The organism is Streptomyces sp. NPDC005492, from assembly GCF_040605995.1.
Lineage (GTDB): Bacteria > Actinomycetota > Actinomycetes > Streptomycetales > Streptomycetaceae > Streptomyces.
In genome coordinates this window covers 178,947-190,960 of sequence record NZ_JBEXDX010000012.1, presented here as the reverse complement: position 1 = coordinate 190,960, position 12,014 = coordinate 178,947, and the positions used below count along the sequence as shown (strand labels likewise).

At 68.7% G+C, this 12,014-nt stretch carries 7 protein-coding genes; 3 read left to right on the top strand and 4 right to left on the bottom strand.

Features of this window, described 5'->3' with window-relative positions:
- Nucleotides 1-81: 81 nt before the first annotated feature.
- From ABZT04_RS19135 to ABZT04_RS19120, 4 genes are all read right to left on the bottom strand, one after another.
- Nucleotides 82-1,698, bottom strand: a complete 1,617-nt coding sequence (locus ABZT04_RS19135) for a glycerol-3-phosphate dehydrogenase/oxidase (protein WP_356057807.1) — start codon at nucleotides 1,696-1,698, stop codon at nucleotides 82-84.
- A gap of 20 nt (nucleotides 1,699-1,718) precedes the next feature.
- Nucleotides 1,719-3,257 carry a glycerol kinase GlpK gene (gene glpK, locus ABZT04_RS19130; protein WP_356057806.1) on the bottom strand — a complete coding sequence of 513 codons (1,539 nt, stop codon included), beginning with the start codon at nucleotides 3,255-3,257 and terminating at the stop codon, nucleotides 1,719-1,721.
- An 83-nt stretch (nucleotides 3,258-3,340) separates the two neighbouring features.
- Nucleotides 3,341-4,120 carry an MIP/aquaporin family protein gene (locus ABZT04_RS19125; RefSeq protein ID WP_356057805.1) on the bottom strand — a complete coding sequence of 260 codons (780 nt, stop codon included), beginning with the start codon at nucleotides 4,118-4,120 and terminating at the stop codon, nucleotides 3,341-3,343.
- A 377-nt stretch (nucleotides 4,121-4,497) separates the two neighbouring features.
- Nucleotides 4,498-5,262, bottom strand: coding sequence for an IclR family transcriptional regulator (locus ABZT04_RS19120; RefSeq protein WP_356057804.1), 765 nt, complete (start codon nucleotides 5,260-5,262; stop codon nucleotides 4,498-4,500).
- 319 nt (nucleotides 5,263-5,581) lie between these two features.
- Here ABZT04_RS19120 and metH point away from each other — a divergent pair, with 319 nt between their 5' ends.
- The 3 genes from metH (at nucleotide 5,582) to ABZT04_RS19105 (ending at nucleotide 11,981) form a co-directional block, all read left to right on the top strand.
- Nucleotides 5,582-9,097, top strand: a complete 3,516-nt coding sequence (metH, locus tag ABZT04_RS19115; RefSeq protein WP_356057803.1) for a methionine synthase — start codon at nucleotides 5,582-5,584, stop codon at nucleotides 9,095-9,097.
- Nucleotides 9,098-9,229: 132 nt separating this feature from the next.
- The gene (locus tag ABZT04_RS19110; RefSeq protein ID WP_356057802.1) at nucleotides 9,230-9,928 is read left to right on the top strand and encodes an HAD family phosphatase; all 699 of its coding nucleotides are present in this window, start codon (nucleotides 9,230-9,232) and stop codon (nucleotides 9,926-9,928) included.
- 448 nt (nucleotides 9,929-10,376) lie between these two features.
- Nucleotides 10,377-11,981, top strand: a complete 1,605-nt coding sequence (locus tag ABZT04_RS19105; RefSeq protein ID WP_356057801.1) for an ABC transporter substrate-binding protein — start codon at nucleotides 10,377-10,379, stop codon at nucleotides 11,979-11,981.
- Nucleotides 11,982-12,014 lie beyond the last annotated feature (33 nt).

Sequence of the window (12,014 nt, the reverse complement as noted above, 5' to 3'; positions counted from 1 at the left end):
GTGCGCGCCGAGATCAGTGGGTGCGGGACACGACGAAGGGGCGGCTCCCGATCGGGAACCGCCCCTGTCACGCCGTAGCGACTACTTCTTGTCGAGCAGGTCCTGGACCTTCGCGCGGATGTCGTCCGTGGCCAGGCCGCGGATCGTCAGGGTGGTGCGGCGGCGCAGGATGTCGTCCTGGGTCTCGGCCCACTCGTGGTCGCGGGCGTAGACGACCTGTGCCCAGATCTCGGGGGCGTCCGGGTGGACGCGCTGGCCGAGCTCGGGGTTCTCGTTGGCGAGGCGGGCGATGTCGAAGGCCAGGGAGCCGTAGTGCGTGGCCAGGTGCTTGGCGGTGTCGGCCGCCATGCGCGGGCCCGGCGCCGGGTTGTCGACCAGGAGACGGTGGGCGACCGCGCGCGGGTTGGCGACACCCGGCAGCGGCAGCTTCTTGGGCAGCGAGGAGATCGGCTCGAAGTCCTCGCCGAGCGGGCGGCCGGGCAGGGCCTCCAGCTTCTGCATGACCGTACGGCCGATGTGCCGGAAGGTGGTCCACTTGCCGCCCGCGACGGACAGCATGCCGCCCCTGCCCTCGGTCACCACCGTCTCGCGCTTGGCCTTCGCGGTGCTGCCGGGACCGCCCGGGAGCACGCGCAGACCGGCGAAGGAGTACGTGATCAGGTCACGGGAGAGCTGCTGGTCGCGGACCGAGAACGCGGCCTCGTCCAGGATCTGGGATATGTCCTGCTCGGTGACCGAGACGTCCGCCGGGTCGCCCTCGTACTCCTCGTCGGTCGTGCCGAGCAGCAGCATGTCCTCCCAGGGGAGGGCGAAGGTGATGCGGTACTTGTCGATGGGGGTCGCCAGGGCGGCCTTCCAGGGGGAGGTCCGCTTCAGGACCAGGTGCGCGCCCTTGGAGAGGCGGATGGAGGGGGCCGCGTTCGGGTCCTCCATCTTCCGCAGGTGGTCGACCCACGGGCCGGTCGCGTTGAGCACCAGCCGGGCGCCCACCCCGAACTCGTCGCCGGAGGTGGTGTCGCGCAGCTCCGCGCCGGTCACCCGGCCCTGGGTGAAGCGCAGGCCGGTTACCTGGGCGTGGTTGAGGACGACCGCGCCCGCCTCGACGGCCGCGCGGACCGTCATCAGCGCCATGCGGGCGTCGTTCATCTGGTCGTCGCCGTACACGGCCACGGCCTTGAGGTTCTGGGTGCGCAGCTCGGGCACGTCCTGCGCCGCCTTGGCGGGGGAGAGGAGGTGGCCGACGCCGTCGCCGAACGCGGAGAGCGCGGAGTAGGCGAAGACGCCCGCCCCGAGCTTCGCCGCGCCGTGCGGTCCGCCCTTGTACACGGGGAGGTAGAACGTGAGCGGGTTCGCCAGGTGGGGTGCCACCTGGCGGGAGACCGCACGCCGCTCGAAGTGGTTCTCCGCCACCAGCTTCACCGCGCCGGTCTGCAGATAGCGCAGACCGCCGTGGAGCAGCTTGGAGGAGGCGGAGGAGGTGGCGCCGGCGAAGTCGCCGGCGTCGACCAGGGCCACCCGCAGCCCGGACTGCGCGGCGTGCCAGGCGGTGGAGATGCCCAGGATGCCGCCGCCGATCACGAGAAGGTCGTACGTCGCCTTGGAGAGCTGCTCCCGGGTCTCGGCCCGGCTCGGGTTCGAGCCGGAGGCCGGGTGCGTACCGAGGGCAGGTACGGACTGCAGGGTGGACTGACTGGTCATGGTGGGGTTCTTACTCCTCGTCAGTTCTCGTCTTCGAGCCAGCCCATGGTCCGCTCCACGGCCTTGAGCCAGCTCTTGTACTCACGGTCGCGCTTCTCCGCGGCCATGTTGGGGGTCCACTCGGCGGCCCGGCGCCAGTTGGCGCGCAGGTCGTCGGTGCTGGTCCAGAAGCCGACGGCGAGGCCGGCGGCGTAGGCGGCACCGAGGCAGGTGGTCTCGGCGACCATCGGGCGCACCACGGGGGCGTCCACGAAGTCGGAGAGGGTCTGCATCAGCAGGTTGTTGGAGGTCATGCCGCCGTCGACCTTGAGCGCGGCCAGCTCGACACCGGAGTCCTTCGTCATGGCGTCCGTGATCTCACGGGTCTGCCAGGCGGTGGCCTCCAGGACGGCGCGCGCGAGGTGCGCCTTGGTGACGTACCGGGTCAGACCGGCGATCACACCGCGGGCGTCGGAGCGCCAGTACGGGGCGAACAGACCGGAGAAGGCCGGCACGAAGTAGGCGCCGCCGTTGTCCTCGACGGAGAGCGCGAGCGTCTCGATCTCGGCGGCGGTGGAGATCAGGCCCATCTGGTCGCGCATCCACTGCACCAGCGAACCGGTGACGGCGATGGAGCCTTCGAGGGCGTAGACCGGGGCCTCGTCGCCGATGCGGTAGCCGACGGTGGTCAGCAGTCCGGAGTACGAGTTGATGATCTTCTCGCCGGTGTTCATCAGCATGAAGGTGCCGGTGCCGTACGTCGACTTGGCCTCGCCCTCGGCGAAACAGGTCTGGCCGAACAGGGCCGCCTGCTGGTCGCCGAGCGCGGAGGCGACCGGGATGCCGCCGAGCAGGTCGCCGAGGCGCCCGCCGGTGACCTCGCCGTAGACCTCGGCGGAGGAGCGGATCTCCGGGAGCATGTTCAGCGGGACGCCGATCGACTCGGCGATCTTGTCGTCCCACTCCAGGGTGTGCAGGTTCATCAGCATGGTGCGGGAGGCGTTGGTGACGTCGGTGTAGTGCTTGCCGCCGTCGACACCGCCCGTCAGGTTCCAGATGACCCAGCTGTCCATGGTGCCGAAGAGGATGTCGCCCGCCTCGGCGCGCTCGCGCAGGCCCTCGACGTTGTCGAGCAGCCAGCGGGCCTTGGGGCCGGCGAAGTAGCTTGCGAGCGGCAGGCCGGTCTCGCGGCGGAAGCGGTCCTGGCCGACGTTGCGGCCCAGCTCCTTGCAGAGCGCGTCGGTGCGGGTGTCCTGCCAGACGATGGCGTTGTGGACGGGCTCACCGGTGTTCTTGTCCCACAGCAGCGTGGTCTCACGCTGGTTGGTGATGCCGATGGCCTTGATGTCGTCGCGGGTGATGCCGGCCTTCTCGATGGCGGAGGCGACGACCTCCTGGACGTTGGTCCAGATCTCGGTGGCGTTGTGCTCGACCCAGCCCGGCTTCGGGAAGATCTGCTCGTGCTCCTTCTGGTCGACGGAGACGATACGGCCGTCCCGGTCGAAGACGATGCAGCGGCTGGAGGTCGTGCCCTGGTCGATGGCGGCGATGAAGGGCCCGGCGGTGTGGGCGTCGGTCACTGTGTGCTCCTGAGGGGTTCCGTGGTCATGAGGACTGGTTCTACTGCTGCTTCAGTGCTCGGAGGGCCGGTTCTCATCCGGTTCTAAGCAAAGGCGACGTTGTAGAGGCCCGCAGCGATCGCGCCGCCGATCAGCGGACCGACCACCGGGATCCAGGCGTAGCTCCAGTCGGAGCCGCCCTTGTTGGGCAGGGGCAGGAGCGCGTGCACGATGCGGGGGCCCAGGTCACGGGCCGGGTTGATCGCGTAACCGGTCGGGCCGCCGAGCGACAGACCGATGGAGACGACCACGAACGCGGTGATCAGGGCGCCCAGGGTGCCCAGACCGTTGCCCTTGTCGTTCAGACCCTGCGTCAGGATGGCGAGGATCAGGACGACGGTGCCGATGATCTCCGTGGCCAGGTTCTGCACCACGTTGCGGACCTCGGGGCCGGTGGAGAAGATGCCCAGCACCGGGCCGGCACCCTTCTCCGTGGCCTCGACCGCCTTGTCCGCCGGCTCGCCGACGATCTCCTTGTCGGTGAGGTGCGCCTGGAACTGGCCGTAGTAGGCGACCCAGACCAGGGTCGCGCCGATCATGGCACCGAGGATCTGTCCGGCCCAGTAGATCGGGACGTTGTCCCAGCCGCCGTCCTTGATGGCGAGGGCGAGCGTCACGGCCGGGTTGAGGTGGGCGCCGGAGAGCGGTGCCGAGATGTACACAGCCGTCATGACGGCGAAACCCCACCCGAAGGCGATGGCGAGCCAGCCGGCGTTACGGGCCTTGGAGGCCTTCAGCGTGACGGCGGCGCAGACGCCACCGCCCAGCAGGATGAGAACGGCGGTACCTATGGTTTCGCCGATGAAGATGTCGGAGCTGGACACCCGCGACTCCTTTGTCCTTCGTCCAGGGAAGCCGAACCCCGGGTCCCGCCGGGGATTCGTGCGCCCTCGGGGGTGAGAGCGATGCCGGCCTTTGGCGTTGCCACACTCTAGCGCGTATTGCCGGTAGGTGTTCGACAATGCCGACCGATGGACGGGAGTCTTGCTCTGGGGTTACGGGCGCGTCAAGAGTGCTGTTATCGAAAACACGATCGTTATTGATTGCTGTGAGCTGTTGATCTTGCGGTCGATGCGCACGGCAGTCGGATGGACACCGTGTGTCGCGATGTGGCGTTCTGGCGATTTTGTCGCCTTGGGTACGACGAAGGCCGGAACGTCCCTCAGGACGTTCCGGCCTTTCACCTGTGAATCGGGCGGGGTCAGAACCGCCCGGCGCCGAGGTCCCGCGACACCGCGCGGGCGCAGTCCCGTACGGCGGCGATCAGTTCGGGCCGCACCTCGCCTTCGCGGCACACCCGCTCAACAGCGCCGGTGATGCCGACCGCGCCGACCGGCATGCGCCGTCGGTCATGGATGGGCGCGGCGATGGAGGCGACGCCCTCCCAGGTCTCCTCGACGTCGGCCGCGTACCCACGCGCGCGTGTGATGTCGAGGATGTGCTCGAAGTCCTGGAGCTCGAACACCGTGCGCTCGGTGAAGGCCTTGCGCTCGGCCTCGAGGACCTCGCTGTGCGCGACCGGGTCGTAGGCCGACAGCACCTTGCCCAGGGCCGTGGAGTGCAGCGGCTGCATGGCGCCGATCTCCAGGACCTGCCGGCTGTCGTCGGGCCGGAAGACGTGGTGCACGATCAGGACGCCCTGCAGGTGCAGGACGCCCAGGTGCACGCTCTCGCCGCTGGAGCGGGCCAGGTCGTCCGTCCACACCAGGGCGCGGGCCCGTAGTTCGTGCACGTCGAGATAGGTGGTGCCCAGGCGCAGCAGTTCGGCGCCCAGTTGATAGCGCCCGGAGGCCTCGTCCTGCTCGACGAAGCCCTCGTGCTGGAGGGTGCGCAGGATGCCGTGGGCCGTGCCCTTGGCGAGGTCGAGCGACGAGGCGATGTCCGAGAGGCCGAGCCGTCGCTCGCCGCCCGCGAGCAGGCGCAGCATCGCGGCCGCCCGTTCGAGCGACTGGATGTTCCGTGCCATCGCCGTACTGCCTCCGTCCCGTTCGACCGTCGACGCGCGACGTCGCTGCCGCCGTTCGGCAATGTCGAACACTACCGGTCCATGCCGACCTCCCGCTAATGATCGGTCAATACCGGTGTCGATATCTGTTACGTCACCCGTCGCGAGAACCTAGGTGTGGGTTGATCCGCCCGTCACCCCGGTCCGACCTCTGGACGTTCCGAGCATCCTCCCGCCCTCCCCGTTACCCTGGCGACGTGCACGCTCCCCGGGGAGTTCCGTGAGAGGTTCCCAGGGAAGCCGCAAAGCCGACAGCCGTCGCATTCCAGGGAGCCCCTTCATGGCCTCGTCGCCACTGACCCCTTCTGCCGACAGCCGGACCCGTGTGTCCGCGCTCCGAGAGGCGCTCGCCACCCGTGTGGTGGTCGCCGACGGAGCCATGGGCACCATGCTCCAGGCGCAGGACCCCACCCTCGACGACTTCCAGCAGCTCGAGGGCTGCAACGAGATCCTGAACATCACCCGCCCCGACATCGTGCGCTCCGTCCACGAGGAGTACTTCGGCGCGGGTGTCGACTGCGTCGAAACGAACACGTTCGGCGCCAACCACTCCGCGATGGCCGAGTACGACATCGCCGACCGCGTCTACGAACTCTCCGAGGCCGGTGCCCGCATCGCCCGCGAGACCGCCGACGAGGTCGGCGCCCGCGACGGCCGCCAGCGCTGGGTCCTCGGCTCCATCGGCCCCGGTACCAAGCTGCCCACCCTCGGCCACATCGGCTACGCCACCCTCCGCGACGGCTTCCAGGCGAACGCCGAGGGCCTCCTCGCCGGCGGGGCCGACGCCCTGATCGTGGAGACCACCCAGGACCTCCTCCAGACGAAGTCGTCGATCCTGGGCGCCCGCCGCGCCATGGAGGCGACCGGCGTCGACGTACCCCTCCTGGTCTCCATGGCCTTCGAGACCACCGGCACCATGCTGCTCGGCTCGGAGATCGGCGCCGCGCTCACCGCCCTTGAGCCCCTCGGCATCGACATGATCGGCCTGAACTGCTCCACCGGCCCGGCCGAGATGAGCGAGCACCTGCGCTATCTCGCCCGCCACTCCCGCACCCCGCTGCTGTGCATGCCGAACGCGGGCCTGCCCATCCTCACCAAGGACGGCGCCCACTTCCCGCTCGACCCCGAGGGCCTCGCGGACGCGCAGGAGCACTTCGTCCGCGACTACGGCCTGAACCTGGTCGGCGGCTGCTGCGGCACGACGCCCGAGCACCTGCGCCAGCTCGTCGAGCGGGTCCGCGAGGCGACCCCCACCGAGCGCCACCCCCAGCCCGAGCCGGGCGCCGCCTCGCTCTACCAGACGGTCCCGTTCCGCCAGGACACCGCCTACATGGCGATCGGCGAGCGCACCAACGCCAACGGTTCGAAGAAGTTCCGCGAGGCCATGCTGGAGGGCCGCTGGGACGACTGTGTGGAGATGGCCCGCGACCAGATCCGCGAGGGCGCCCACATGCTGGACCTCTGCGTGGACTACGTGGGCCGCGACGGCGTCGCCGACATGGAGGAACTGGCCGGCCGCTTCGCCACCGCCTCCACCCTGCCCATCGTGCTCGACTCCACCGAAGTCGCCGTGATCCGGGCCGGGTTGGAGAAGCTCGGCGGCCGCGCGGTCATCAACTCCGTCAACTACGAGGACGGCGACGGCCCCGACTCCCGCTTCGCGAAGGTCACCCGGCTCGCCCAGGAACACGGCGCCGCGCTCATCGCCCTGACCATCGACGAGGAGGGCCAGGCCCGCACCCCGGAGCACAAGGTCGCCATCGCCGAGCGGCTGATCGAGGACCTGACGACGAACTGGGGCATCCACGAGTCGGACATCCTCATCGACACCCTGACCTTCACCATCTGCACCGGCCAGGAGGAGTCCCGCGGCGACGGCCTCGCCACCATCGAGGCGATCCGCCGGCTCAAGAGCAGCCACCCCGACGTCCAGACCACCCTGGGCCTGTCCAACATCTCCTTCGGCCTGAACCCGGCCGCCCGCGTACTGCTCAACTCCGTCTTCCTCGACGAGTGCGTCAAGGCGGGCCTCGACTCGGCGATCGTGCACGCCTCGAAGATCCTCCCGATCGCCCGGTTCAGCGAGGAGGAGGTCACCACCGCCCTCGACCTCATCTACGACCGCCGCCGCGAGGGCTACGACCCGCTGCAGAAGCTGATGGCCCTCTTCGAGGGCGCCACCACCAAGTCCCGGACGGCGGGCCGCGCCGAGGAGTTGGCCGCCCTCCCACTGGACGAGCGGCTCAAGCGGCGGATCATCGACGGCGAGAAGAACGGCCTGGAGGCCGACCTCGCCGAGGCCCTGGAGACCCGCGCCGCCCTCGACATCGTCAACGAGACGCTCCTGGACGGCATGAAGGTCGTCGGCGAGCTGTTCGGCTCCGGCCAGATGCAGTTGCCGTTCGTGCTCCAGTCCGCCGAGGTCATGAAGACCGCGGTCGCCTATCTCGAACCGCACATGGAGAAGTCGGACGCCGAGGGCAAGGGCACCATCGTGCTCGCCACCGTGCGCGGCGACGTCCATGACATCGGCAAGAACCTCGTCGACATCATCCTGTCCAACAACGGCTACAACGTCGTCAACCTCGGCATCAAGCAGCCGGTCTCCGCGATCCTGGAAGCCGCCCAGGAGCACCGCGCCGACGTCATCGGCATGTCCGGCCTCCTGGTCAAGTCCACGGTGATCATGAAGGAGAACCTGGAGGAGCTGAACCAGCGCAAGCTGGCCGCCGACTACCCGGTCATCCTCGGCGGCGCCGCGCTCACGCGGGCATACGTCGAACAGGACCTGCACGAGATCTACGAGGGCGAAGTCCGCTACGCCCGCGACGCGTTCGAGGGACTGCGCCTGATGGACGCCCTCATCGGCGTCAAGCGCGGCGTGCCCGGCGCGAAGCTGCCCGAACTCAAGCAGCGCAGGGTGCGGGCGAGCGCCCCCGCCGAGGTCGAGGAGCGCCCGGAGGAGGGTCACGTCCGCTCCGACGTGGCGATCGACAACCCGGTCCCCACACCGCCGTTCAGCGGCACCCGGGTCATCAAGGGCATCCAGCTCAAGGAGTACGCGTCCTGGCTCGACGAGGGCGCCCTCTTCAAGGGCCAGTGGGGCCTCAAGCAGGCCCGCACCGGCGACGGTCCGACGTACGAGGAACTGGTCGAGACCGAGGGCCGGCCCCGGCTGCGCGGCCTGCTGGACAAGCTCCAGACGGACAACCTCCTTGAGGCGGCCGTCGTCTACGGCTACTTCCCCTGCGTGTCCAAGGACGACGACCTGATCGTCCTGGACGACGAGGGCAACGAGCGCACCCGCTTCACCTTCCCGCGCCAGCGTCGCGGCCGCCGCCTCTGCCTGGCCGACTTCTTCCGCCCCGAGGAGTCCGGCGAGACCGACGTCGTCGGCTTCCAGATCGTCACCGTCGGCAACCGCATCGGCGAGGAGACCGCGAAGCTCTTCGAGTCGAACTCCTACCGCGACTACCTGGAACTGCACGGCCTGTCCGTCCAGTTGGCCGAGGCACTCGCCGAGTACTGGCACGCGCGCGTGCGCAGCGAGTTGGGCTTCGCGGGGGAGGACCCCGCCGACGTCGAGGACATGTTCGCCCTCAAGTACCGGGGCGCCCGCTTCTCCCTCGGCTACGGCGCCTGCCCCGACCTGGAGGACCGCGCCAAGATCGCCGACCTGCTGGAGCCGGAGCGCATCGGCGTCCACCTGTCGGAGGAGTTCCAACTGCACCCGGAGCAGTCCACGGACGCGATCGTCATCCACCACCCGGAGGCGAAGTACTTCAACGCGCGCTGAACGACGGGCACAGCTGAACGGACGAGCACACTGATCGGATAAGTCGTACACTGGTCGGTCCACCGCAGGCCGGTCGCCTCTCTGTGAAAAAGAGGCGGCCGGCCTGATCGTCCCTCAAGGAGGTGCGCCAGGATGACCAGCACGGTCCCCGCGCTCGGAACCCGTACGGCCGAAGGCTCCGCACTCCAGGCCGTACTCCTCGACATGGACGGAACCCTGGTGGACACCGAGGGCTTCTGGTGGGACGTCGAGGTCGAGGTCTTCGCCGGCCTCGGACACCCCCTCGACGACTCCTGGCGCCATGTCGTGGTCGGCGGCCCCATGACCCGCAGTGCCGGCTTCCTGATCGAGGCCACCGGCGCCGACATCACCCTCGCCGAGCTGACCGTGCTGCTCAACGCGGGCTTCGAGGACCGCATCGGGCGGGCCCTGCCGCTGATGCCGGGAGCCGCCAGACTCCTGGCCGAGCTGTCGGAGTACGAGATCCCCACGGCCCTGGTCTCCGCCTCGCACCGGCGCATCATCGACCGCGTCCTGACCGCGCTCGGCCCCCAGCACTTCGCGCTGACGGTGGCCGGCGACGAGGTCGCGCGCACCAAGCCGTACCCCGACCCGTATCTGTTCGCCGCCGCCGGACTCGGCGTCGATCCGGCCCGCTGCGCGGTCGTCGAGGACACCGCGACCGGGGTCGCGGCGGCGGAGGCGGCGGGCTGTCTGGTGGTGGCCGTGCCGTCCGTGGCACCCATCGCCCCGGCCGCCCGGCGAACCGTCGTGACCTCACTGGAAGTCGTGGACCTGGCATTTCTTCGGGGCCTGATGCCGGCCCGATGAGGGACCGATGACGGAAATGCGACCAGGCGTTCACCGAGCGTGCAAAGTCCAATGGGATCCAATGGGATCCAAAGGGCGGGGAATTCGGTTCCGGTCGGCCGGTCGAATTCCGTTGCGCTCCAACTGAGTTGAAGCATGTGAGGTTCACCACGTGCCGGAGGGTCGACAACGTCGTCACCCTGTGCTGTTCACCCCTTTTCTGAGGCCGATCACGCACCCTTGTGTCCCGATTGGTGAAACCCTGCACTAATCCTTCCCTCGGTGGGTTTTCGGTCCGTCCGCACCCGGTTCCGCTGCGTGATGGGAACTCAACTACGGTGACTGCGGAACCCTGTGCAGGTGCGGACTAATCTCAACGCGAGAACATCGCCCTTACCCCCGTGATCGGCAACACCACCCCACGTATGCCGGCTACACGGACTTCGAACAGTTCTGGAGAAACGCCCGCATGAACCGCAAGACTTTGGTGCTGCCGGCCGTCGTCGGCCTGCTCGCGCCGGTGCTCGCCGCGTGTGGCAGCAGCGGCAGCGGCAGTTCCAGCGACAATGCGATAGTCGTCGGCACCACGGACCGGTTCGAGGCGACGAAGGACGCTCCGGCGCCGCTCGACCCCGCCTACGCCTACGACGTCGGCACCTGGAACATCCTGCGCCAGACCGTGCAGACCCTCATGATCCAGCCCAAGGGCGAGGGCAACCCGGTCCCCGAGGCAGCCGAGAAGTGCGGCTTCACCGACACCGGCAACGAGCGCTACGCCTGCACCCTGCGCGACGGTCTGAAGTTCGCCAACGGCGACAAGATCACCGCGGAAGACGTGAAGTACTCCATCGACCGCGCGATGCGCATCAAGGCCGACAGCGGTGTGTTCGCCCTGCTGTCCACCGTCGACACCGTCGAGACCCAGGGTGACAGCGAGGTCATCTTCCACCTCAAGACGGCCGACGCCACCTTCCCGTACAAGCTGTCCACCCCCGTCGCCGGCATCGTGAACCCGGACGACTACGAGAAGGACAAGCTGCGCGACGGCTTCGAGGTGGACGGCTCCGGCCCGTACACCCTCTCGGTCGACCAGAAGAACGACGCGATCACGACGGCCACCTTCACCAAGAACCCCAATTACAAGGGGACTCTGAAGGTGAACAACACCAAGGTCGAGATGCGCTCCTTCGCGGACGCCACCGCCATGGGCACCGCGCTCACCAAGGGCGACATCGACGTCATGACGCGCACCATGTCGCCGACGCAGATCCAGAAGCTCAGCGACGACACCGGCGGCGACGTCGACCTCGTCGAGATGCCCGGTCTCGAAATCCGCTACCTGGCCTTCAACACCGATGCGGCCACTGTCAGGACGAAGGCCGTGCGCGAGGCGATGGCCCAGGTCATCGACCGCGGCGAACTCGTCTCCAAGGTCTACGGCACCGAGGCCGATCCGCTCTACTCCCTGGTCCCGGCGACCATCACCGGTCACTCGAACTCGTTCTTCAACAAGTACGGCGACCCCAGTGTCACCAAGGCCAAGTCGCTGCTGTCCAAGGCGGACATCAGCACCCCGGTGAAGCTCACCCTGCACTACACGACCGACCACTACGGCCCGGCCACCAAGGACGAGTTCGAGCAGCTCCAGAAGCAGCTCAACGACAGCGGCCTGTTCGACGTCAGCATCAAGGGCACGCCCTGGTCGACGTTCCGTCAGGCCGAGCAGAAGGGCAAGTACGACGTCTACGGGATGGGCTGGTTCCCGGACTTCCCCGACGCCGACAACTACCTCGCCCCGTTCCTCGACAAGGACAACACCCTCGGCTCGCCGTACGCCAACTCCGAGATCATCAGCACGCTGATCCCCGAGTCCCGCCGAGAGGCCGACCGGCTCGCCGCGTCCAAGAGCCTCACGGCCATCCAGGACATCGTCGCCACCGACGTGCCGATGATCCCGCTCTGGCAGGGCAAGCAGTACGTCGCCGCCCGCGACGACATCACGGGCACCGCGTACGCGCTCAACTCCTCCTCGACCCTCCAGCTCTGGGAGCTGGGCCGAGGCGCGGGCAACTGACAGCCCCGAGTGCCCGGGGCCGTGGCGCCCCGG

What these genes read in the sequence shown, in the direction of transcription:
- ABZT04_RS19135 (WP_356057807.1), bottom strand. Translation starts at nt 1,698, where the DNA reads ATGACCAGTCAGTCCACCCTGCAGTCCGTACCTGCCCTCGGTACGCAC.
- ABZT04_RS19120 (WP_356057804.1), bottom strand. Translation starts at nt 5,262, where the DNA reads ATGGCACGGAACATCCAGTCGCTCGAACGGGCGGCCGCGATGCTGCGC.
- metH (WP_356057803.1), top strand. Translation starts at nt 5,582, where the DNA reads ATGGCCTCGTCGCCACTGACCCCTTCTGCCGACAGCCGGACCCGTGTG.
- ABZT04_RS19110 (WP_356057802.1), top strand. Translation starts at nt 9,230, where the DNA reads ATGACCAGCACGGTCCCCGCGCTCGGAACCCGTACGGCCGAAGGCTCC.
- ABZT04_RS19105 (WP_356057801.1), top strand. Translation starts at nt 10,377, where the DNA reads ATGAACCGCAAGACTTTGGTGCTGCCGGCCGTCGTCGGCCTGCTCGCG.